Annotated in this window: 21 protein-coding genes; 13 read left to right on the top strand and 8 right to left on the bottom strand. The window is 70.4% G+C overall.

Annotated elements, in window-relative coordinates; all coding sequences use genetic code 11:
* Positions 1 to 110: 110 nt before the first annotated feature.
* The 3 genes from FHX52_RS05180 to FHX52_RS05170 all read right to left on the bottom strand — a co-directional run bounded on the left by FHX52_RS05180 (position 111) and on the right by FHX52_RS05170 (position 3,701).
* Positions 111 to 1,013 carry a major capsid protein gene (locus FHX52_RS05180; RefSeq protein ID WP_141820514.1) on the bottom strand — a complete coding sequence of 301 codons (903 nt, stop codon included), beginning with the start codon at positions 1,011 to 1,013 and terminating at the stop codon, positions 111 to 113.
* 961 nt (positions 1,014 to 1,974) lie between these two features.
* A complete protein-coding gene (locus FHX52_RS05175; RefSeq protein WP_141820512.1) occupies positions 1,975 to 2,196 on the bottom strand; it encodes a hypothetical protein in 222 nt (73 codons plus the stop codon).
* A complete protein-coding gene (locus tag FHX52_RS05170; RefSeq protein WP_141820510.1) occupies positions 2,193 to 3,701 on the bottom strand; it encodes a recombinase family protein in 1,509 nt (502 codons plus the stop codon). Before FHX52_RS05170 ends, FHX52_RS05175 begins: the two co-directional genes overlap by 4 nt.
* 163 nt (positions 3,702 to 3,864) lie before the next feature.
* Here FHX52_RS05170 and FHX52_RS05165 point away from each other — a divergent pair, with 163 nt between their 5' ends.
* Together FHX52_RS05165 and FHX52_RS05160 are read left to right on the top strand one after the other, a co-directional pair.
* Positions 3,865 to 4,323 (top strand): Lrp/AsnC family transcriptional regulator, encoded by a 459-nt coding sequence (locus FHX52_RS05165; protein WP_141820508.1) that lies wholly within the window; start codon positions 3,865 to 3,867, stop codon positions 4,321 to 4,323.
* Between the two features lie 54 nt (positions 4,324 to 4,377).
* Positions 4,378 to 5,229, top strand: a complete 852-nt coding sequence (locus FHX52_RS05160) for an aminoglycoside phosphotransferase family protein (RefSeq protein ID WP_246069623.1) — start codon at positions 4,378 to 4,380, stop codon at positions 5,227 to 5,229.
* A 57-nt stretch (positions 5,230 to 5,286) separates the two neighbouring features.
* Here FHX52_RS05160 and ybaK read toward each other — a convergent pair whose 3' ends face one another.
* Both ybaK and FHX52_RS05150 read right to left on the bottom strand, forming a co-directional pair.
* Positions 5,287 to 5,796, bottom strand: coding sequence for a Cys-tRNA(Pro) deacylase (ybaK, locus tag FHX52_RS05155; protein WP_141820507.1), 510 nt, complete (start codon positions 5,794 to 5,796; stop codon positions 5,287 to 5,289).
* Between the two features lie 3 nt (positions 5,797 to 5,799).
* A complete protein-coding gene (locus FHX52_RS05150) occupies positions 5,800 to 7,242 on the bottom strand; it encodes a KamA family radical SAM protein (protein WP_141820505.1) in 1,443 nt (480 codons plus the stop codon).
* A 136-nt stretch (positions 7,243 to 7,378) separates the two neighbouring features.
* Between FHX52_RS05150 and kdd the strand changes: the two genes are divergently transcribed.
* The 7 genes from kdd to FHX52_RS05115 are packed head-to-tail and all read left to right on the top strand — an operon-like array spanning position 7,379 to position 14,220.
* On the top strand, positions 7,379 to 8,506 hold the full coding sequence (gene kdd, locus FHX52_RS05145) for an L-erythro-3,5-diaminohexanoate dehydrogenase (protein ID WP_246069622.1): 1,128 nt from the start codon (positions 7,379 to 7,381) through the stop codon (positions 8,504 to 8,506).
* Positions 8,503 to 10,116, top strand: coding sequence for a lysine 5,6-aminomutase subunit alpha (kamD, locus tag FHX52_RS05140; protein ID WP_141820503.1), 1,614 nt, complete (start codon positions 8,503 to 8,505; stop codon positions 10,114 to 10,116). Before kdd ends, kamD begins: the two co-directional genes overlap by 4 nt.
* Positions 10,113 to 10,856, top strand: a complete 744-nt coding sequence (gene kamE, locus FHX52_RS05135) for a lysine 5,6-aminomutase subunit beta (RefSeq protein ID WP_141820501.1) — start codon at positions 10,113 to 10,115, stop codon at positions 10,854 to 10,856. Before kamD ends, kamE begins: the two co-directional genes overlap by 4 nt.
* A 2-nt stretch (positions 10,857 to 10,858) precedes the next feature.
* Entirely contained in the window at positions 10,859 to 11,278 is a 420-nt protein-coding gene (kal, locus tag FHX52_RS05130) for a 3-aminobutyryl-CoA ammonia lyase (protein WP_141822036.1), read from the top strand.
* A gap of 38 nt (positions 11,279 to 11,316) precedes the next feature.
* Complete coding sequence (gene lnt, locus FHX52_RS05125) at positions 11,317 to 12,915, top strand: apolipoprotein N-acyltransferase (protein ID WP_246069621.1); 1,599 nt, start codon at positions 11,317 to 11,319, stop codon at positions 12,913 to 12,915.
* On the top strand, positions 12,896 to 13,687 hold the full coding sequence (locus tag FHX52_RS05120) for a polyprenol monophosphomannose synthase (protein ID WP_141820498.1): 792 nt from the start codon (positions 12,896 to 12,898) through the stop codon (positions 13,685 to 13,687). The genes lnt and FHX52_RS05120 overlap by 20 nt, the downstream gene beginning before the upstream one ends.
* The gene (locus FHX52_RS05115) at positions 13,684 to 14,220 is read left to right on the top strand and encodes an FxsA family protein (protein ID WP_141820496.1); all 537 of its coding nucleotides are present in this window, start codon (positions 13,684 to 13,686) and stop codon (positions 14,218 to 14,220) included. Before FHX52_RS05120 ends, FHX52_RS05115 begins: the two co-directional genes overlap by 4 nt.
* A 213-nt stretch (positions 14,221 to 14,433) precedes the next feature.
* On the opposite strand, the gene FHX52_RS05110 is transcribed toward FHX52_RS05115, so the two are convergent.
* The 3 genes from FHX52_RS05110 to FHX52_RS05100 all read right to left on the bottom strand — a co-directional run bounded on the left by FHX52_RS05110 (position 14,434) and on the right by FHX52_RS05100 (position 16,943).
* Positions 14,434 to 14,796 (bottom strand): RNA polymerase-binding protein RbpA, encoded by a 363-nt coding sequence (locus FHX52_RS05110; protein ID WP_141820494.1) that lies wholly within the window; start codon positions 14,794 to 14,796, stop codon positions 14,434 to 14,436.
* Between the two features lie 127 nt (positions 14,797 to 14,923).
* Positions 14,924 to 16,300 carry an MFS transporter gene (locus tag FHX52_RS05105; RefSeq protein ID WP_141820492.1) on the bottom strand — a complete coding sequence of 459 codons (1,377 nt, stop codon included), beginning with the start codon at positions 16,298 to 16,300 and terminating at the stop codon, positions 14,924 to 14,926.
* Positions 16,301 to 16,433: 133 nt separating this feature from the next.
* Positions 16,434 to 16,943 carry a hypothetical protein gene (locus FHX52_RS05100; RefSeq protein ID WP_141820490.1) on the bottom strand — a complete coding sequence of 170 codons (510 nt, stop codon included), beginning with the start codon at positions 16,941 to 16,943 and terminating at the stop codon, positions 16,434 to 16,436.
* Between the two features lie 76 nt (positions 16,944 to 17,019).
* Between FHX52_RS05100 and FHX52_RS05095 the strand changes: the two genes are divergently transcribed.
* From FHX52_RS05095 to FHX52_RS05080, 4 genes are all read left to right on the top strand, one after another.
* A complete protein-coding gene (locus FHX52_RS05095; protein ID WP_185747090.1) occupies positions 17,020 to 17,550 on the top strand; it encodes a MarR family winged helix-turn-helix transcriptional regulator in 531 nt (176 codons plus the stop codon).
* Positions 17,551 to 17,626: 76 nt separating this feature from the next.
* On the top strand, positions 17,627 to 18,823 hold the full coding sequence (locus FHX52_RS05090) for a methyltransferase domain-containing protein (RefSeq protein ID WP_141820487.1): 1,197 nt from the start codon (positions 17,627 to 17,629) through the stop codon (positions 18,821 to 18,823).
* A complete protein-coding gene (locus FHX52_RS05085) occupies positions 18,823 to 19,947 on the top strand; it encodes a DUF2332 domain-containing protein (protein ID WP_141820485.1) in 1,125 nt (374 codons plus the stop codon). The genes FHX52_RS05090 and FHX52_RS05085 overlap by 1 nt, the downstream gene beginning before the upstream one ends.
* Positions 19,948 to 20,168: 221 nt before the next feature.
* Positions 20,169 to 21,887 (top strand): CotH kinase family protein, encoded by a 1,719-nt coding sequence (locus tag FHX52_RS05080; RefSeq protein ID WP_185747089.1) that lies wholly within the window; start codon positions 20,169 to 20,171, stop codon positions 21,885 to 21,887.
* Positions 21,888 to 21,974: the final 87 nt, after the last annotated feature.

The raw sequence follows: 21,974 nt of genomic DNA, 5'->3' as shown, positions 1-21,974 counted from the left end.
ACGGAGATAGGGCGAAGGGGAGACCTCCGCGCCGACGTCCCGAGAGGAGGAAGGACGTCGGCGCGGAGGCCAAGCAGTGGTCAGCCGGAGCTGGAGAGGGTGAGCGAGGCTCAGACCGCCGTGTCGACGGCCTCGACGCCGCCGCCGACGATGAGGGTGGCCTTGCCGGCCGCGCGGTCAGCACCCGCGCCCTTGACGACGAGGGGCAGGGCTGCGACCTCGGCGAAGGTCGACACGACGGAGCGCTCCGCGAGGACGTTGCTGTCGTAGTCCATGAGGTAGCGGACACCGAAGTCGCCGTCCTTCGTCTTGCCCTCGGCGCTCTTGCCTGCGCCCTCCATGGGGGCGGGCACGCGGACGAGCGTCACGAAGGCGTCCGAGACGTAGGCGTAGGAGAGGTCCGACGCGATGCGGTTGGACTCGATCACGCGGGTGTTGGCGACGCCCTTGAGGGCCTCACCGTCGAGCGCGTCGGCGTTGATGAGGTCGGCGTAGACCGACGTGCCCACGACGAAGTTGATCGTCATGCCGTCCGCGACGCCGCGGCCACGGAGCGCGGCGCGCTGCTTCACGAGGAGGGCCTTGGGCTTGGCCGCGTCGTAGACGTAGCCGGTGCGGAGCGGCTCGGCCTCCAGCGCGGCGATGGCCTTGGACTCGATATCGAAGGCGACGGCCTCGGCCTGCGGGCTCAGGACCTGCGCGGTGAAGTTCTTGAGGTCGAGGGCGACCTGACCCTCGGAGAGGGCTACGACGGAGCCGATGTGGTCCGTGAGGGTCACCGGAACCGCGCCCTCCTCCAGCGACGCGACGGCGACCGGGTTGGTCACGTCGTCGATGTTGCGGACGAAGGCGGAGACGACGCCGGGGATCTGGTAGTCGACGGTGCGGCCCTTGCCGATGCCCGCGACGGCGCTGTCGAAGTCGCGTCGGAAGGTGTTGGCGACCTGCATGTCGAGCGAGATACCGGCGGCTGCGACGGCGGCGGCCTCGGATAGGTTGAACGAGGTAGGCATGGTGGAATTCCTTGGGAGACAAGAGGATTGGGAGGAAGAGATCCGCGACTAGCGGGGCCCGTCCTCCCGATGGCTCTAGCCAGGGGAGTCGGTGCCGGGAGGTTGGGGACCGCGCGGAGCACTGCTCGGACGCGGTGAGGTAGGGCAGGAGGGAGACGTCGTCGGCACTGCCGATGACGTGGGGGCGGTGAGCGGCCCTCCCACACGCTCGACGGCTCCTCGCTGGCTTCCGGTAAGAGGCGAGGGGCTGGAGCGTGTGGGAGGGGCTCGGATCCGAGAGGACGCTGCCTGCCCGGGTCAGCGTCCGACCCCGCGGGCCCGACCCGTCGAGGAGACCTCCAGAGAGGCGACGGGCGGGTCCGAGCTTGGTGGGTGTTAGGGGGGCGACGGGCCGGGGGGCTACCAACTCCCGGCCCGTCGCGGTGCTTCCGCATGAGTCATCACAGACGACGAGCGGACCTGATCGGCCCTGCTCCCGTGCTGAGAGACCGGGGTCGTGATGAGCGCACGACCCCTGTGATTAGAAGGTCTGCGAACGTGCTGGGACAGATGCTCACGAGGGACCGGGGCGGTGGCGGAGGGGGCCGACGAGGGCCGGAGGGCCGAAAACTCACCCTGCGGGTGAGTTTTCGTGAGTTTCTCTAGGTTGCCCTTATAAAGCCGACGCTGTTATAAGGCCAACCTAGGAAAAGAGAGCAAAACTCACCCTGAGGGTGAGTTTTCGAGCCTCGGAGCCCCGAGGTGGGCTCGGGAGCGCGTGTAAACGGTCCACGCGGCCCCGCTCCCCGCGTCCGACCCTCCCCGCGGCGCGGCGCCGGCCCGCCACCGAGATCCCGGCACGGTGCTGGACCCGCGGAGCCGGATGGGCCCTCCACGACGGCTACGCGGGCCGGAGGCGGCACGACAAGGGCACGACCTACGCCAGGTAGGTCGGGCCCGAAATCGACCGGGAGACCGGCGTTTACGGCTGCTCGGCCTCGGCGTCGACAGCGCGCTCGGCGAGGTAGACGGCGAGGGCCGCGGCGTGGACGACGTAGTCCTCGGGGGTGACCGGCCAGACGCGAGTCAGTGGCGCGTCCTTCCAGCGGCTCGGCGGGTCGGGGTCGACGGCCTCGGCCACGGCCTCGCCGGCCTCCGCGGAGGCGATGGCGGCGAGGTCGTCGGGAGTGAGGTCGGAGGTCATGCGGTCGCCTCCGTGGCGCCGACGAGGACCGCACCCTCTCGCGGCGCCTCGGGAAGCGCGAGAGGCTGCCACACGAGTGGGACGCGGCGCTTGTCCAGTCCCTTGACTCCACGGCGGCCCTTGTGGACCACGGCGACAGCGAGGTTGGCCGCGAGGAGCGCTCGACGCGCGTCTACGTCGCCCTCAGCGGCCGCCCACGCCTCAGAGAGCGTCTCCCCGGTGGCGATGGTGGAAACGGTCGTCTCTGCCTCGGAGAGGGCCGCACGGCGCTCTTGCAGGAGCGTGAGACGCGAGGCGAGCGCGCCGACGTCGGCTCCGGGCTCGGTGATGGCGCGGCCCAGGTCGCGGATCTCAGCCTCGACGTCGGCGAGTTCCAGGAGGTCGCCGGAGGACTCGACCCTCATGACGACGGGGTGGTCACCGAGGTCCTCGAGGAAGGATTCCGCGACGTACTCCTCCACGAGCCTCGCGTCGATGGACGTGGGGGAGTCGCACTTCCGACCGTCAACTTCGCCGCGGCAGACATAGCGGATCACGGAGCCGGTCCCGGTGCCACCTGAGCCCGAGGAGCCGACCCGGAGGCGACCATGGCACGACGCACAGGTCAGCAGGCCCGACAGGAGTCGGGACGCACGACGACGTCGCTCCCCGGCGGGCTTGCGCGCGAGGGCTGCCCGGAGACGGGATGCCTCCTCCTCAGTGAGGATCGGCGGCCAGAAGACGACGGGGCGACCGTCATCGCCACGGATAACCTCGCCCTTCCGGGTCATGTGTCCGAGGAGCGACGGGCCGAGGAGGACGACGCGGAGGGACGAGATCGACCATGCCTCGGCTCGCCGCGGGACGGACCCGCGCTCCCGGATGACTTGGAGAGCCCGGTAGAGCGACCCGCCGGAGAGCACGACCTCGGCGGCTGCACGGACGTGCGCGGCCTCCTCGGGCTCGATCTCCAGCCCTCGGCCGCTACCCGACGAGTGGGTGACGGTCCGATAGCCGTAGGGCGTTGCTCCACCTCGCCACCGGCCCAACTTGACCGCCCCGGCGATGCCCTCGGCGGTCCGCTGGGCGATGGTGGCGGCCTCCATTTCGCCGAAGGCCGCGAGGATCTGGGCGACGAAGCGACCACCGGGCGTCGTCAGGTCGAGTGACTCGGCCACGCTCACGAGCGCGACGTCGTGCTTGGCCGCGATCTTGGCGAAGATGTCGAAGTCGACCACGTTGCGAGCGAGGCGGTCGAGCTTAGAGAAGATGACGACGTCCACGGCGGGCAGGAGTTCGCGGACGCGGCGGAGACCCGGGCGGTCGAGGCGGAGGCCCTTGTCGGAGCCGGAGACGTTGAGGTCCTCGACGACCTCAACGACCTCCCAGCCCTTGGCAAGGCAGTACGCCTCGCACGCTTCGCGTTGGCGTTGCGGGGACGTGGTCGAGTCGGTCTCGCCCTTGTAGGAGGAGAGCCGGACGTAGATGACGGCGCGGAGTGGCTTGGCAGTGCTGGCGGCGTTCATGTGCCTATTGAGTCAGCAGAGCGACGCGGAGTCGAGCAGGAGGGCGCGCTGGTTCGGCATGTGCCCGAGACTACCGAGATGTCCCGTCGTCGCGGACGCCCGAGGAGTACCGCGATGAGGGATGAGCCAGCGGGCACCCACTGCGTGGTCTACCCTCACGCGCATGGAGGAACTCGACCGCCGCCTCGTGGGACTGCTGCTCGCCGACGGACGGATGAGCTACACCGACCTCGGCAGGGCCACCGGCCTGTCGACGTCGGCCGTGCACCAGCGCGTGCGCCGGCTCGAGGAGCGTGGCGTCATCACCGGCTATGCCGCCACCGTCTCGCCCGAGGCGCTGGGCCTGTCACTGACCGCGCTCATCTCGGTGACCCCCTTCGACCCCAGTGCGCCGGACGACGTGCCGGAGCGGCTCGCCCACATCAGCGAGATCGAGGACTGCCACTCGGTCGCCGGTGTCGAGAGCTACATCCTCAAGGTGCGGGTGGGCACCCCGAGCAACCTCGAGGACCTGCTCGCGCGCATCCGGTCCGCCGCCAACGTGTCGACGCACACGACGGTCGTGCTGTCGACTCCCTGGGAGGGGCGCAGCGCCTCCGCCACGCCGCGCGACAAGGACTGACCCGTCTCCCTCGGGTCCGCCCCGGCGACGCTGCGTCGGGACCGGTGACAGCCGGTGACCTTTGCTGACATCGCCCCGCTGTCGCCGCAGCAGGTGCAGCTGCTCGACGCCTGGCTGCCAGGAGCCGAGATCGTTCGCGACCACGGCTGGGGCCTCGTCGCCACCACCGTGCTCGAGGTCGTGCACGACGGTGACCGCCTCATCGTCAAAGCCGGCGGTGAGACCGACGGCCACATCCAGCGGGAGGTGCGGGCACACCGGGAGTGGTTGCGGCCGTGGGTCGCTCACGGTCATGCACCGCGGCTTGTCCAGGCCGACGCCGGTGCCAAGGTGCTCGTCACCCGCTACCTGCCGGGACGGCTCGTCCTCGGTGACGCGGCTGCCGACGAGCCGGAGACCTACCGCCAGGCCGGGTCATTGCTCGCCCGGCTGCATGCGCAGGACCCGCACCTCGACGCCGACCACGAGCGCCGCGAGAACGCCAAGGCCATCGCCTGGCTCGACGGGCCCCACCGGATCGACACGTTCACCGAGCAGCGGCTGCGGTCGCTCGTCGCGTCGTGGCCTGGCGAGCCGGTGACGGTCGTGCCGACCCACGGCGACTGGCAGCCTCGGAACTGGCTGATCGACGACGGGACGGTGCGCGTCATCGACTTCGGTCGAGCCGACCTGCGGCCCCCGATGACCGACCTCACCCGGCTCGCAGCCCAGGACTTCGCCCGCAACCCGTCCTTGGAGGAGGCGTTCCTCGACGGCTACGGCAGTGATCCCCGCGAGCCCGCCGCCTGGCTGCGCACCCGCGTGCGCGAGGCCATCGGCACCGCCTGCTGGTCCTACGCCGTCGGCGACACGTCGTTCGAGGCGCAGGGGCACTGGATGGTGGCGGACGTGCTCGCTGAGGCGTGACCGCTGCGTCGGCCACGCGGTCGCGACCGGCATACGCGGTGGCTCAGCGTCGTCTCCTCAGCGTCGAGGACGCGCGATCGGGGCGCGGACCGCTCGGGTGGCCGCGGCGAGGTCGGTGGGGGAGAGGCCGAGGTCGAAGCCGCGCCGCCCACCGGACACGTAGACGGTGTCGTGGGCGTATGCCGTCTCGTCGAGGACGGTGGGCAGTGGCCGCTTCTGCCCCACCGGGGAGATGCCGCCGACGACGTAGCCGGTCGACCGCTCGGCGGCGGTGGGGTCGGCCATGGTGACCGACTTGACCCCGAGCGCCGTCGCGACGGCCTTGAGGTCGAGCTCGCCGCCGACGGGCACGATGCCGACGGCCAACCCACCGGCCGTGTCGACGAGCAGGGTCTTGAACACCGTGGCGGGGTCGAGACCGAGAGCCTCAGCGGCCTCCAGCCCGTAGCTGGCCGCCGACGGGTCGTGGTCGTAGGGGTGCCGGGTGTAGCCCACCCCGGCCCGGTCGAGGGCGAGCGTCGCCTGGGTCGTCGGGCCGTCTGCGACCTTGCCCCGCGAGCGCGCCATGCGTCAGACGAGCTGCGACTCGGAGGCCAGGCGGCTCGTCGCCGCCTGCTCCGACGAGTCGGCGAGCAGGGCCTCCTGGTCGATCGACTTGTGCCACCACTTCTGGCCCGACTCGGGCAGGGTGTAGATCGGGTCGTAGTAGACGTACTCGCGAGACAGGGCCTCGGTGTCGTCCCCCTCGATCGAGGTGCGGTAGTTCTTGCGCCAGTAGGAGATTCCGCGCTCGGTGTCGTACTCCTCGACCTGGTGCACCCAGCGCTTGCCGACGAAGGGCACGTCGCAGACGATGCGCGGCGTCGAGAAGCCGGGGAGGTAGCCCATCATCGCGTGCTGGAGGTGCTGCGCCTCGGCCAGCGAGAGCCGCCAGTGCTCGGCGAACGGGATCATGTCGCACATGTAGAAGTAGTACGGCGTGATCTGCGCGCCGTCTGCGAGGCCGAAGCAGAGGTCGAGCAGCTGCTCGGACGTGTCGTTGACGCCGCGCATGAGCACGCCCTGGTTGCGCACGTCTCGGATGCCGGCGTCGAGCATGGCCTTGGCCGCACGCGCGACCGACGGGGTCAGCGACTGGGCGTTGTTGACGTGGGTGTGGATCGCGAGGGACACGCCTCGCGCCCGCGCCTTGGCCGACACGCGGGCGACGCCCTCGACGACGTCCTCGGCGAACCAGTGCTGGGGCAGCCCCATGAGGGCCTTGCTCGCCAGACGGATGTCGCGGATGTTGTCGATGTCGAGCAGCTGGTCGACGAAGACCTCGAGGTTCTTCCACGGCATGTTCGCGACGTCGCCACCCGAGACGACGACGTCGCGCACGACGGGGGTGCTGCGCAGGTAGTCGAGCATCGCGGCATACCGGTCGACGGGCTTGAGGTCGAACTTCAGCTTGGCGACCTGCGGCGTCGAGTTGCCGACGAGGTCCATGCGGGTGCAGTGGCCGCAGTACTGCGGGCATGTGGGGAGCAGCTCCGCGAGGACCTTGGTGGGGTAGCGGTGCGTGAGCCCTTCGGCGACCCACATGTCGTGCTCGTGGAGCGAGTCGCGCGACGCGTGGGGGTGCGACGGCCAGTCGGTGCGACGGTCGGAGAAGACCGGCAGCATGTAGTTGCGCACGGGGTCGGCGTAGAAGGCCTCGGTGAAGTCGTGGCCCGCCGACGGCATGGGCGCGTCGGTCGAGGGGACCATCGTGTTGAGCATCTGCGGCGGCACGAGCATCGACATCGTGGCGCGCTCGGCCTGGTCGCGGGCGAGGTCGTCGTAGAAGCGGTCGTCGAGCAGGTCGCCCATCAGGGCTCGCAGCTGCTTGATGTTCCTGACACAGTTGACCCGCTGCCACTGGGCGTCGTCCCAGTCGGCCTGTGTGACGCCGCTCCACCCCGGAAACCGCGTCCAGTCAGGCTCGACGAGCTCGCGACGGCGGTACACGTACGGCTGCTCAACCATGCCCATGCGCGACACAGTAACGTCAGCATGGGGCACGCTCAAACATGTCCATACCACGGTTTCGTAAAGAATCTTTGAGAGCAGCCCTATGCTGACGCATGTTCTGCGCCCCAACAGTGCCGAGACAGAAGGATCTGTGAACGTGTCGCACCCGCTGCCCGCTGGGGCGGACCTGCCCGCCGCCTCCGCACGCGTGTCGTCGTCCCCGGTGGGTCTGCACCGGGTGCTCGAGCCCAGCGGCGACGCCATCACGCTGCCCCAGACGGCTCGTCGTCTGGACGCCCGCGAGGAGCTGTGGCCCGACGAGGTGCGCATCCGCGTCGAGACGCTCAACCTCGACGCCGCGAGCTACCGGCAGCTCGCCGAGAAGCACACGACCGACGGAGTCGTCGACGGCGGTGCGCTGCGCGACGAGGTGCTCGACATCGTCGCGACGCGCGGCAAGATGCAGAACCCCGTCACGGGCTCGGGCGGCATGCTCATCGGCACCGTCGATGCCGTCGGGCCCGAGAGCACCCTCGGCCTGACGGTCGGCGACCACGTCGCGACGCTCGTGTCGCTCTCGCTGACGCCCCTGCGCATCACGGACGGGCTGGCCCGGTGGGACGGCCTCTCCGAGCAGGTGCCCGCGGCGGGCCACGCCATCCTCTTCGGTCGCAGCATCGCCGCCCGGCTGCCCGACGACCTCGACCCGCTCCTGTCGCTCATGGTCATGGACGTGTGCGGCGCCCCTGCGCTCGTCGAACGCGTCGTGAGGGAGTATGCCGCCCGCAACGTCGCGCCGACCGTGGCCGTCCTCGGGGCGGCGGGCAAGTCGGGGTCGCTCTCGCTGGCGGCGGCACGTCGCGCGGGTGCGGGGCGCCTCATCGGCGTCGTGCCGGTCGAGGCCGAGCGCACCCTGCTCGAGCCGACCGGTCTCGCCGACGAGGTCGTGCTCGCCGACGCGCGGTCACCGCTCGGGTTGTCCTCGGCGGTCGAGGCGGCCGGCGGCCCGGCCGACGTCACGGTCGTCTGCGTCGACGTGCCCGGCTGCGAACAGCCCGCGATCCTCTCGACCGCCCAGGGCGGCACGATCATCTTCTTCAGCATGGCGACGAGCTTCGCCGCGGCGGCGCTGGGGGCGGAGGGGCTCGCGGCCGACGTGCGCATGCTCGTCGGCAACGGCTACGTGCCGGGCCACGCCGACCTGGCGCTCTCCCTGCTGCGCGAGGTGCCGGCCGTCCGTGAGCTCTTCGAGTCACGCCTCGCGGCGGAGACGAGTGCCCGATGAGCCGCACCGAGCCGGTCCTGCACCTCGACCCGGCCGTGGTGCGCCGGGCGCGGTCGCTCGCCCGCAAGGCCGCCGCGCCCGTGGTCAAGATCGCGCAGAGCCACACGACCGTCTCGGTGGAGCGGGCGACGCTGCGCCTCGCCGGGCTCTCCGGCGCCGACCACGAGCGGGTGCCCTGGGTGAACCACCTCGTCACCGCGGTGCGCGAGGAGGTCGGCCTCGAGCACGGGGTCACGACCCCCGTCTACGACGCGCTGCTGCGCGGCGAGGCCCCCGACCTCACGACGCTCGCGCAGAAGGCAGCGAGCGGCAACGTCTCCTTCCGCCTCCCGGCCGGCCGCGAGGCCCAGGCTGCGCGAAGGGCGGCAGCGAAGGGCGTGGGCGTCGGCCTGCGCACGATCGACCGCTCCCGCGCCACGCGCGAACGGCTCATCCGGCGCCACGGCGACCCCAAGACCCGTCCGTGGATCTACCTCATCGTCGCGACGGGCGACATCTACGAGGACATCCCGCAGGCCCAGGCCGCAGCCCGCGAGGGTGCCGACGTCATCGCGGTGATCCGCTCCACGGGCCAGTCGCTCCTCGACTACGTGCCCGAGGGTGCGACCCGCGAGGGCTTCGCCGGGACGTACGCGACGCAGGAGAACTTCCGTCTCATGCGCGCCGCCCTCGACGACGTGAGCAAGGAGCTCGGTCGCTACGTCCGGCTGACGAACTACGCGTCCGGGCTCTGCATGCCCGAGATCGCGGCCCTCGCCGGCATGGAGCGTCTCGACATGATGCTCAACGACTCGATGTACGGCATCCTCTTCCGCGACATCAATCCGATCCGCACCTTCGTCGACCAGCGGTTCTCGCGCCAGATCCACGCCCGCGCCGGCATCATCATCAACACCGGCGAGGACAACTACCTGACGACGGCCGACGCCGTCGAGGCCGCGCACACCGTGACGGTCAGCCAGCTCCTCAACGAGCGCTTCGCCACGGAGGCCGGTCTCGAGGACTGGCAGCTCGGCCTCGGGCACGCCTTCGAGATCAACCCGGAGATCACCGACAGCTTCCGCATGGAGCTCGCCCACGCGCTGCTCGCCCGCCAGCTCTTCCCCGACGCCCCGCTCAAGTGGATGCCGCCGACCAAGCACATGACGGGCGACGTCTTCCGTGGCTACCTGCTCGACGGGTTCTTCAACCTCGTCGGGGCGATGACCGGCCAGGGCATCCTGCTCGTCGGGATGATGACCGAGGCCGTCGTGACCCCCTTCCTCTCCGACCGCGACCTCGCCCTGCAGAACGTCCGCTACGTCATGAACGCCGCGAGCGGTCTCACGGAGGACTTCCACCCGCCGCGCGACGGCTTCATCCAGACCCGCGCCCGCCAGGTGCTCTCGGAGGCGGTCGACCTCCTCGACCGGATCGTCCACGACTCCGACTCGGCCGGCGACCCACCGCTGCTCGCGGCGATCGCCGACGGCACCTTCGGCCTCATGAAGCGACCGGCCGACCGCGGCAAGGGGCTCGAGGGCGTCGTCGTGCGCGCCGACGACTACGACAACCCGGCCATCACGGCACTCGATGCCGGGGTGCCGCCCAAGAAGGGCGAGAAGCCTTGAGCAGCAACATCATCCGCCCTTACGGCGACACGACCGGTGACGGCATGGTCCAGATGTCGTTCACCCTGCCGCTGCCGCACGACAAGCGCGCCGAGGGTGCGGCTCTCCAGCTGGCCCGCAAGATGGGGCTCGACCCGGCCCTGCTCGTGCACGCCAAGGCCATGGGGCCCGACTTCACCTTCTTCGTCGTCTACGGCAGCTCGACCCACCTGGTCAACCTCGACGAGGTGCACGTCGTCGAGCGCGAGTACCCGCTCCTGTCGGCCAAGGATGCCAACCTCGCGATCCGCAAGCAGCTGCGCCGCAAGCTCGTCGTCGTCGGTGCGTGCATCGGCACCGACGCCCACACCGTCGGCATCGACGCCATCCTCAACATCAAGGGCTTCGCCGGCGAGAAGGGCCTCGAGTACTACCGCGAGATCCGGGTCGTCAACCTCGGCGCCCAGGTGCTCGTGCCCGACCTCGTCGCCCGCGCGCGCGCCGAGAAGGCGGACGCCGTGCTCGTCAGCCAGGTCGTCACCCAGAAGGACGCCCACATCCACAACACGACCCAGATGTCGGCGGCCTTCCGCGAGGCCTACCCGGCCGGGCACGTGCCGATCCTCATCGTCGGCGGCCCGCGCTTCGAAGAGGGGTCCGAGCTCGCTCTCGGGGTCGACCGGATCTTCGGGCGGGGCACGACGCCCGGTGAGGTGGCGAGCTACCTCGTGCACGAGATGACCCAGCGAAAGAGGCGATGACCATGGGGGACGCGCAGCCCGAGACCACCGCTGCCCGCCGCACCAGGGCGGAGGTCGGCCTGCGGGTCGTCCACCGCCGCTACGTGCCCTACGCCCACGCGCACTACGCCGGCAACCTCGTCGACGGCGCCTACTCGCTCGCGGCGTTCGGCGACGTCGCGACCGAGATGTGCATCCGCACCGACGGTGACGAGGGCCTCTTCGCCTCCTACAGCGACGTGCAGTTCCGCGAGCGCATCCAGGCCGGCGATGTCATCGAGATCAGCGCCGAGATCGTGCGCGTCGGCGGCCGGTCCCGCGAGCTCGTCTTCGAGGTGCTCGTCGTCGGTCGCGGGCACCCGGAGCGCGGCGAGTCGGCTGCTGAGATGCTCGACCCGCCGGTGGTCGCCACAACCGCCCGCGGCACCGTCGTCGTGCCCTGAGGACGGGCATCCCGGCCGCACGGCATACGGTGAACCCCGTGCGGCGTCTCCTCGTGTCCCTCATCGCCGGTGGGCTGCTGTGCCTCGCGTTCCCGACCTTCGACGTGTGGGTGGCGGCGCCGCTCGCCCTGTCGCTGCTCGCGTGGGCGACGACCGGCCTCGGAGCCCGCCGCGGGCTGCTCGCCGGAGTGCTCTTCGGCCTCGCCTTCTTCGTGCCGACGCTCAGCTGGTCGGGCATCTACGTCGGCGCGCTGCCCTGGCTCGCTCTCGCCACCCTCGAGTCACTCTTCATCGGGGTCGCCGGCGCCCTCTACGGCTGGCTGAGCCGCGCCGGCCGGGTGCGGCCCCTCGCCTTCGCGCTGGTGTGGGTGGTCACCGAGGGCTTCCGGGCGCGTGCCCCCTACGGCGGCTTCCCCTGGCTCAAGCTCGCCTTCAGCCAGGCCGACTCACCCGCCGGTCGGCTCGTCGCCCTCGGTGGTGCGCCCTTCGTCGGCTTCGTGCTCGCCCTCGTCGGGGCGCTCCTCGCGCTCGCCGTCCAGCAGCTGCTCGCTTCACGCCGCGCCGGGTCCCTCGGGGCCGGTATGCCGTGGCGCACGGTCGCGCTGCCCGTCGCCGCAGCGCTCGTGCTCGGGGTCGCGGGTATCGCGATGCCGCTGCCGATGGACGGCCAGGAGGCGCAGTTCCTCGGCGTCCAGGGCAACGTGCCGAAGGCCGGGCTCGACTTCAACGCGCAACGACGTGCTGTGCTCGACAACCACGTCGCCGCCACGTGGCAGGCCCAGACCGACATCGAGGCAGGGCTCGCACCGACGCCCGACCTCGTCGTGTGGCCCGAGAACGCCTCCGACATCGACCCGGTGCGCAACGCCGACGCCCGTGACGAGATCGCCGCGACCGTCACGCGGCTGGGGCGACCGCTCGTGGTCGGGGGCCTGCTCGAGGAGCCGCCCGGGATGGTCTCGAACGTCTCGCTCCTCTACGAGCCCGGCAAGGGGATCACCGACCGCTACGTCAAGCGTCACCCCGTGCCCTTCGCCGAGTACATCCCCAACCGCGCCTTCTACCGGATGTTCAGCGCCGAGGTCGACCGGGTCAGCCGCGACTTCGTGGCGGGGTCGTCCGTGGGAGTCTTCGACGTCACCGGCACCTCCGGCCAGCAGATCAGGGCAGGCGTCGCGATCTGCTTCGAGGTCGCCTACGACGACATCATGCGCGACGCCGTCGAGGCGGGCGCCAACGTCCTGCTCGTGCAGACCAACAACGCGACGTTCGGCTACACGGCCGAGTCGCCGCAGCAGCTCGCGATCAGCCGGGTGCGCGCCATGGAGTTCGGCCGGTCGGTCGTGCACGTGTCTACCGTCGGCCAGAGCGCCCTCATCACGCCCGACGGAACTGCGCACCAGGTGACGACGTTGTTCACACAGGCCCTCGTTCGCGGGGCTCTACCATTGCGGGACACCACGACCGTGGCGACTCGTCTGGGGGAGGCCCCGGAGTGGGCGGCCGCCGCGGCGCTCGCGCTGCTCCTCGTCCTCCGGATCAGGGGCGGGGCCACCCGGTCCGGGCCGGCCACCCAGGCGGACGACAGCGAAGACAGCACAGAGGACAAGGAAGCGCATGACCGTGACGCAGTATGAGCCGGTGACGAAGGTCGCCGTGCTCATCCCGACCTACAACGAGCGGGAGAACCTGCCGGGGATCGTGGCACGCGTGCGCGCGAGCGTCCCCACGGCCGACGTCATCGTCCTCGACGACAACTCGCCCGACGGCACGGGCCAGCTCGCCGACGGCCTCGCCGCCGACGACCCGCACGTGCGCGTCGTCCACCGCCCGGGCAAGCAGGGCCTCGGCCAGGCCTACCTCGCCGGTTTCGCGATCGCCCTCGACGAAGGCTACGACGCCGCCGTCGAGATGGACGCCGACGGCTCCCACCAGCCGGAACAGCTGCCGGCGATCCTCGCCGCACTGGCCGATGCCGACCTCGCCATCGGGGCCCGCTGGGTCAAGGGCGGGCAGGTGCGCAACTGGCCATTGCGGCGCAAGGTGCTCTCGGTCGGGGCGAACGTCTACACGAAGGTCATGCTCGGCATGCACGTCAACGACGCGACGGCCGGCTACCGCGCCTACCGGACGAGCGCGCTGCGCACGATGGGCCTCGCCGGCGTCGAGTCGCAGGGCTACTGCTTCCAGATCGACCTCACGCTGCGTGCCGTGCGTGCCGGCCTGAAGGTCGTCGAGGTCCCGATCACGTTCATCGAGCGCGAGGTCGGGGTCTCCAAGATGGGCCAGGACATCGTGCGCGAGGCCCTGACGAACGTGACCAAGTGGGGCATCGAGCACCGGGTGGGGCAGCTGCGTGGCGCCATCGGACGCCCGCGTGACCGCGAGACGGTGGGGGAGCGGTCATGACGACGGCACCGGGGGCGCGGCGTCGACGGCTCCGACCCACCCGGGTCGCCGCGGTGGCGCTGCTCCTGGTGCCGATCCTCGAGATCATGGTGATGGTCGCCGTCGGTCAGGCGATCGGCGGCTGGTGGACCTTCCTGCTCGTCATCGCCACCTCCGCCCTCGGCGCGTGGATCGTCACGCGAGAGGGCGGCCGCGCCTGGCGGGCGCTGGGCCAGGCCCTGCGCGAGGGCCGCATGCCCGCGCGCGAGCTCGCTGACGGCATCGTCGTGCTCGTCGGCGGCACCCTGCTGCTCATCCCCGGCTTCATCACCGACGTCGCCGGCCTGCTCCTCGTGCTGCCCTTCACCCGCCCGATCGCCCGAGCGCTGCTGGCCTCGGTCATCGGGCGCCACCTCTTGGCGCAGGTCGAGGTGTTCGGGGCCACGACGGTCACCGACCGCCCCACCTGGGAGCAGCAGGAGACGCCCCACGGCCCCCAGCGCTCGGAGTCGAGCACCGAGGTCGTCGAGGGCGAGATCATCGACGAGGACTGACCCACCCGTCAGACCCGTCCGTCAGACTCACAAACCCTGCCTCGACGCCGATGTCGCCGCGTGCACCGACCTCAAACCGGAGGTTTGTGAGTCTGAGCGTCACCGCGGGCCCCGGCACACGGCATACGTAGCGGGTTGCGGGCAGCGAAAAGCCCGCCTCCACGAACGAGGCGGGCTCATCGGATGTCTGGTGCGACGCGCAGTCGGCGCGGCTCAGGCGGTCTTGCGCCGGCGCGGCTTCTCGCCACGCGACTCGCGCAGCAGCGTGAGGCGCTCCTCGAGGAGCTCCTCGAGCTCCGGGATCGAGCGGCGCTCGAGCAGCATGTCCCAGTGGGTGCGCACGTGCTTGACGGGCTTGGCGTCGGGCTCGGGTCCACCGCCCTGGAGCTTGGCGTCGAGGCCGCAGCGGCACTCCCACGTCGGCGGCACGTCGGCCTCGACCGAGAACGGCAGCTCGGTGCGGTGCCCCTGCGCGCACACATAGGTCGTGAGCTGTCGCTCACTGGGGACAACGTTCTCGTCGGACTCCATGCTCCTGGAACCGAGGTTGGAACCGCGTAGTGCTCGATCGGCCATGTGGACCCCTCCAAAACTCCTGCCACTGGTCGACACCTGTCTGGTGCCCTACCCTCACAGTCGCTTGAACGAGCAGGATGGCGCCGTTGTTCCCGAGGCCACCGCGGATTGTAAGCGACGTCCTAGCTCACACGACAGCGGGAACGGGATTTCCGGCTTCGATGATGCCGCGACGCATGTCGACGCGCGAGAGCAGGTAGCCGCCGATGACGAAGAAGGCGATGAGGCAGATGATCGCCCACCGGTAGCTGTGGGTCACCTGGTAGACGAGACCGAAGATGAGCGTGCCCAGCCAGCTCGTGCCGCGCTCCATCGCCTGGTAGAGGCTGAAGTACTCCGCCTCGCGCCCGCGGGGGATCAGCTGGCTGTAGAGCGAGCGCGACAGCGCCTGGGTGCCCCCGAGCACGATGCCGATGAGCAGGCCGAGCGCGAGGAAGACCGTCAGGGACTTCGACGGTGTGACGAAGGCGATGACGACCACGACGGTCCACAGCACGATCCCGTAGAGCACGGTGCGCCAGGCGCCGATCGAGGCGGCGACCCAGCCGAAGAGCCGCGCACCGAAGAACGCGACGAACTGGACGAAGAGGAAGACGCCGAGCACCGTCGACTCCGAGAAGCCCAGCTCCTTGCTGCCGTAGATGCTCGAGCTGCCGATGACGGTCTGGATGCCGTCGTTGAAGAAGAGGTAGGCGATGAGGAAGGTGAGCGTCTGCGGGTAGTGGCGCAGGTCGCCGAAGGTGCTGCGCAGCTGCTCGAGACTGCCGCGCACGACCCCCGCCTGCTTGTCGATCGGCGTGGTGACCGTGCCGGTCAGGTGGCGCAGCCCGAGGTAGGGGATGATCGTGAACCCCGCCCACCAGACGCCTGCCGACAGGATGCTGATGCGGGTCGACATCGCGCGATCGAGGCCGAGCTGCTCGTGGAAGATGTCGAGGGCGAAGTTGAGCGCCAGCAGCGTGCCGCCGCCGAGGTAGCCGAAGGCCCAGCCCTTCGAGGAGACCCGGTCGCGCTCGTTCTCGTTGGCGATCCGGCAGAGGATCGAGTCGTAGATGACGAGCGAGGCGCCGAGACAGATGCCGGCGATGACGACGAGCACACACCCCAGCTGCCAGTTCGTGCCGGCGATGAAGAACATGAGGCACGCGGCCAGCGAGCCCGCCCACGCGAAGCTCGCGAAGAGCCGCGTCGGCTTCGGGCTGCGGTCGGCGATGGCGCCGATGAAGATGAGGACGATCGCAGACACGATCGTCGTGAAGGTCACCGTGAAGAACCAGAGGCTGCCGGGCGCGATGGGGATGCCGAGGACCGAGAGGTTCGTCGTGCAGTCCGCTCCGTCGGGCAGGTCGGGGCAGGCCGCCGCCTCCGCCACCGTCGTGAGGTAGGGGCTGAGCAGCACGGTGGCGGTCGTGGTGACGTAGGCGGAGTTGGCCCAGTCGTACCAGTACCAGGCGCGCTGCTCCTTGGTCTCGGGACGCGCGGCGTTGACGACGACGGACGACATGGCAGGACTGTCCCACACGGCCGGGCCCTACGGAGCGGGACGCGAGGGGAACACGCCGGGCCGGCCGGACGGCATACCGCTGGCGCGGCGAAACATCCCGTATGCCGTCCGGCGGGCCGGGGGAGGGGAGGGCTCAGTCGTCGTGATCGGCGTCGCGCACCGGAGGTGCCTCGCTCGTCGTCGTCAGCAGCTCCCACGCAAGCCCGTGGGCGAGGACGACGAGGCAGACGACGGCGAGCGCGGCCGCTTGCAGCCCGGTGAGGTGGAGCGTCGCGGCGAGCTCGGGCGCGACGCCGAGCACCACGATGGCGAGGTAGAGGACGCCGACGAGCCAGCGGTTGCGCCGGAACGGCCCGCGGGCCCCGGAGCCGCGGTCGGCGCGGACGAGCCCGAAGGTCGACCAGGCGCCGATCAGCGCGACGAGCCCGAAGGTCGTGCGCCACAGGCCGGTGCGGGCGGGGTCGACCTGGGCGAACAGGCCCATGACGCCGGGGAGCAGGAAGGTGAGGTAGACGCCGCCGACGAGCCGGCGGGTCTCGGGGGAGCCCAGCAGGTCACGGCGCCGGTCGACGGCGGACCACCACAGCCCGACGAGGGTGAAGCAGGTGGCCGAGACCACGGCGTAGAAGGTCGAGAGGTCCATGGCGCTCCTTCGAGGGTGCACACGATCGTCCCACCAGATCGGCCCCACGGAGGCGATTTAGCACTAAAGTATTGGTGTGAACGCATCATCGGGGGATGAGGTCGATGCCGTCGTCAGCGCGTGGCGCCGCGAACGTCCGGACGTCGACGTGAGCTCGATAGGCATCGTGGTGCCGGTCCTGCGGCTGGCGACGCTCGTCGCAGAGCGCCGGGCCGGAGTCCTCGGCACCTACGGGCTCGACCAGAGCCATCTCGACGTGCTCGGCGTCCTGCGCCGCAGCGGGCCGCCGTACCGGCTGACGGCCGGCGAGCTCTCACGGCGCTGCCGGGTGACGCCGGGCGCCACGACGCAGCGCGTGCAGTCGATGGAGCGGGCCGGCCTCGTGGAGCGGGTCCGTGAGGAACCTGACCGGCGCACGGTGCACGTGCAGCTGACGGCGTCAGGGCTGCGACGGCTCGACGAGGTCTTCGCCGACGTCGTCGCAGCCGACGAGTCGCTGCTGGCCGGGCTCACACCGGCGCAGCGCTCCGGTCTGGAGGATGTACTGCGGGGCTGGCTCGACGTCGTGCAGGCAGGTCCTCTCGCTGAGCGACCTGAGTCGCTATAACGCCGATAATCGACATTATGTCACTTTGCTGAGGAAGGAGCCGCCCCCATCGCGGCCGCCCGTACCCTTGGGTCCGATGCAGTGCGACTACTTCGATGCCCACCAGTGCCGCTCGTGTGCGCTCATGGGCGTGTCGTATGCCGTCCAGCTCGCCGACAAGCAGCGGCACTGTGCCGCGATGCTGTCCGCGGTCGCCCCCGAGGTGAGCTGGCTCGATGCCTTCGCCTCGCCCGAGTCCGGCTTCCGGAACAAGGCCAAGCTCGTCGTCGGCGGTGAGCAGGGCGCCGTGACGCTCGGCATCCTCGACGCGAGCGGCCGCGGCGTCGACCTGCGCGACTGCGGTCTCTACGAGCCCGGCCTGCACGAGCTCGTCCCCCGGCTCGCCGACCTCGTGGACGAGCTGGGGCTCGAGCCCTACGACGTGCCGTCCCGCCGCGGCGAGCTCAAGCACCTCATCGTCACCCACTCCCCTGCCGGCGCCGTCATGCTCCGCTTCGTCGTGCGCTCCCAGAAGCAGCTGGCCCTGCTGCGGTCGCGCCTCACGGTCGTCAGGGAGCGCGTGCCCGAGGCGGCCGTCGTCTCGGTCAACCTCCAGCCCGAGCACAAGGCGGTCCTCGAGGGCGACACGGAGCTCGTGCTGACGGATGCGCACGTGCTGCCGATGGAGGTCAACGGGATCACGCTGGGCCTGCGCCCCAACAGCTTCTTCCAGACCAACACCGTGGTGGCCGCGGGTCTCTATCGCCAAGCCCAGCAATGGTTCTCGTCCGTTCAGCCCCGCCAGGTGCTCGACCTCTACTGCGGGGTCGGCGGGTTCGCGCTCCACGCGGCCGTTCTGGGCGACGGTGGTCCGGCCGAGGTCGTCGGCATCGAGGTGTCACCCGAGGCGGTGGCGAGCGCCGAGCACACGGCAGAAGCGCTCCGTGCGCACCGCCGGGGTATGCCGCCCACGACGTTCCGCGTGGGCGACGCGACGGATGTGGCCGCGTTGGACCTCTTGGAGGCGGGGTCGCTCGTCGTGGTCAACCCCCCACGCCGGGGCATCGGCTCGGACCTGGCCGGCTGGCTCGAGGTGTCGGGAGCGGCGCACGTCGTCTACTCGAGCTGCAACGTCGAGAGCCTCGCCCGAGACCTCGCTCTCCTGCCGACCTACACGGCGCGCTCAGCACGGCTGTTCGACATGTTCCCGCAGACCCGCCACCACGAGGTCATGGTGCTGCTCGAGCGCGTCGGCAGCCAGCAGCATTCTGCCGCAACGGAATCGCGCTCCTGATGGACTCCGAGCGGTTGGCGCGGATCCAGCGACGCTTCGCCGAGTTCGGACAGGAGTATGCCGCCCTGCCGCTCTACGGCGCCGTCGCGCGGGCTGTCGCCGACGACGCCGAGGCGGCATCCCTGCTGCTCGTCGCCCGACCCGGCCAGGCGCGCCCGGTGCTCTGGTTCGCCGCGCTGCACGACCTCGTGCTGCGCCACCCGGACCTGCCCGCCGCCCGGTGGTACGCCAGTGTCGTCGGCCGTGAGCACCTGCCTCCCGGCGACCCGTGGCCGGAGATCCGAGAGACGGCGATGGGGCACCGCGCCGAGCTGACCGACCTCATGGCGACGCGGTCGACGCAGACCAACGAGGTCAACCGGAGCGTCTACCTCGCAGCCGGGCTCGCGCTTGCCGCGGCGGACGGCCCGCACCGGCCTGGCGTGCCCGGGCCGATCGCCCTCGTCGAGCTCGGTGCCAGTGCCGGTCTGCTCCTCGGCATCGACCGTTACGACATCGAGCTCGAGTCCGGCACGGGCACGACCCAACTCGGGCGTTCCGGGTCGCCCGTGCGCTGCCGCGGGCTCGACCGCAGCCGACCTCCCCTGCACGGGCTCACGCTTCCACCGGTCGAGGGCCGTGCGGGCGTCGACCTCCACCCCGTCCGTCTCGACGACGCCGACGCCGTCCGGTGGCTCATGGCCTGCCTCTGGCCCGACGTGCCCGGGCGGGTCGAGCGCTTCGTGGCTGCCCGCGACCTCATGCTGGTCGACCCGCCGCACGTCGTGGAGGGCGACATGCTCGACGCGATGCCGAGCGCGGTCTCCTCGGCACGGGCCGGCAGCCATCCGGACGCCCACGTCGTCGTCTTCAGCTCGTGGGCGCTGAGCTACGTGGCCCCTGAGCGCCGGGCAGACCTCGCGGCAGCCATGGATCTGCTGTCGCGCGACGTCGCCGAGCTGTCGTGGCTCACGGCCGAGCCCGCGGGGTGCGCCCCGGGTGTCGAGCAGGCCGAGACCGGCCGCGTCGGCGCCGGCGGGACCGTCCTCGGCCTGCGCCGCTGGCGGTCGGGGCGCGAGCGTCCCCCGGTCGCGCTGGGCACCTGCCACCCCCACGGCGAGTGGCTCGACCTGCATCGCGCATAAGCCGTCGAAGCCCCCCCTTCGCCTGTTCCTTTCGACACAGATTCCGCCATTCCGGCGCGCGCGACCACCCTCGGCCATAACCTTCAGGTCGGGCGACCCTCGGGGCGGATCGCCTTGTCGCACAGGGATATTGAACAGATCAGGCATTCACGCCCAATTCGGGCAATAGGGGAGGAAAAATGAATATCAGACGAAGGGGTCTCATAGCCACCATGGCGGCGATGACCCTCCTGTTGCCCGGCTCGGCCGCGCTGGCCCAGGCATCGGCAGCGCCCGCCGCCTCCACCGTCACGGCGGTGGCGCCGGTTCCCCTCAGCAACCTGCCGATCGTGGCGATCGACCTCACCGACGCCGATCCGACGAAGAACGACCTCAGCTACCTCAACGCGTCGAAGGACAACTCGGTGGGGGCGACGGTCAACCTCGTCGACGGGGCCAACCCGCCCAACCCGGCCTACACGATCACCGACGCGCCCGCGACGATCAAGGGCCGCGGCAACTTCACGTGGACGCTGGACAAGAAGCCCTACCAGATCAAGTTCAAGACCGCTGTCGGCCCGCTGGGCATGGAGACGACGCGGACGTGGGTCCTCCTCGCAGACCACACGGACCCGTCCCTCATGCGCAACAAGCTGAGCTATGACCTGGCGCGGGCGCTCGACCTGCCCTACTCGCCGGAGTCACGCTTCGTCGACGTCAAGATCACCGACGTGGGCGGCGAGCACATCCTCGGCAACTACCTGCTGACGGAGAAGGTCGAGGTCGGACCCACCCGGGTTGCCCTCACTGACCCGCAGGCGAACATCGTGGAGCTGGACCAGAACTACGGCACCGCGGAGCCGTTCTACTTCACGGCGGCCACGAGCAAGCGGATCTTCACCCTGAAGGACGCGCCCGGCGGCGTGGGCGCGACGCTCACCGCCGACCAGGCCGCTGGCTGGGCCAGCACGCAGTCGTACATCAACAGCTTCGAGGCAGCGCTCTACGCGCCGACCCCGGACTGGACGAAGATCAGCTCGATGATCGACGTGGACTCCTTCCTCAAGACCTACTTCGTGCACGAGGTCGCCGAGAACTACGACTTCAACCGCTCGAGCATGTACTTCTACAAGAACGGCCCGAGCGACAAGCTGCACGCCGGACCGGTGTGGGACTTCGACCTCTCGCTCGGCAACTTCTCGGCGCAGAGCTGGGGTGGGGACCCCACCTCCGACTACGTGAAGACGACGACCTACCTGCGTGCCAAGGTCCACAACTGGTACGAGCAGCTCATGCTCAACCCGCAGTTCGTCGCTCAGGCCAACGCCCTCTACACCTCCACGGTGCGGTCCAAGGTCACCGCCCTGAAGGCGCAGATCGACACCCTCAAGCCTGAGCTGGAGGCCTCGGCCGAGCGCAACTTCCAGATCTGGGCCGGTTCGCGCGGCTACGGTCCGACGACCTACAGCAACGGCGTGACGGCTCTCAAGTCCTGGACGACGAGCCGGGCCAACTACCTCGCGTCGGCCTACGGCTCGAGCCTGCCGACCTTCCGCTTCGCGGCCCACGCGGCCGGGATCGGATGGCAGCCGGCGGTGTCAGGCGGCATGATCGCCGGAACGATCGGTGAGTCGAGGCGCGTGGAGGCGCTCCGCTTCCAGATCCTCAACACCAGCCTCACCGGTGGGATCCAGGGCAACGCCTACGTGCAGAACATCGGCTGGATGGGCTACGGGGCCACCAACGCCGTCGTCGGCACGACCGGACGCTCGCTCCGTCTCGAGGCGGTGCAGCTGCGGCTGACGAGCGGACTGGCGACGAACTTCGACGTCGCCTACCGCGTGCACGTGCAGAACATCGGCTGGATGCCGTGGGTCAAGAACGGTGCAACCGCCGGGACCACCGGCCGCGCGCTCCGGATCGAGGCCATCCAGATCCGGCTGATCGACAAGACGCCGTAACGGCGCACTGCAGTTCCACGTCGGCGCACCCGTGCAGCAGCACGGGTGCGCCGACCGCATTCATGGCTCCCTTTGCATAATGTCGAT

The organism is Humibacillus xanthopallidus (assembly GCF_006717145.1).
GTDB lineage: Bacteria > Actinomycetota > Actinomycetes > Actinomycetales > Dermatophilaceae > Humibacillus > Humibacillus xanthopallidus.
This window is presented reverse-complemented; position numbering and strand designations above follow the sequence as displayed.